The sequence below is a fragment of the Bacillus sp. GbtcB10 genome, assembly GCF_019091365.1.
Lineage (GTDB): Bacteria > Bacillota > Bacilli > Bacillales > Bacillaceae > Bacillus > Bacillus altitudinis.
The window spans coordinates 1-230 of the sequence record NZ_JAGXJP010000459.1 but is presented as its reverse complement, the minus strand read 5'-3'; the positions used below and the strand labels follow the sequence as shown (position 1 = coordinate 230).

Here is a 230-nt window from a genome sequence, read left to right as displayed (position 1 = left end):
CCTGTATCGCCTCGACTAAGCGAAAGCTCCCCCTCGGCCCAGCCTGTGGCAACGCTGTTCGGATACATCCGTACGCCCGCCGCCTTCATCTCCGCGATCATGCGCGGCTGTTCCAGCGTGTGGCCCATCCACGCGGAAAGCGATGGCATTGGGCTCACCAGATGCACCTCATGCCCCTTCGAGGCGAGGTCTGCTGCAATCGCATTGGCCATGTAGTAGTGGTCATCGTC

General features: G+C 61.7%; 1 protein-coding gene. It reads right to left on the bottom strand.

Going from position 1 to position 230, the window contains the following annotated elements:
• Positions 1-230 (bottom strand): FAD-dependent oxidoreductase (locus tag KVT11_RS20840; protein ID WP_217609240.1); only part of this gene is annotated, 230 nt, incomplete at both ends.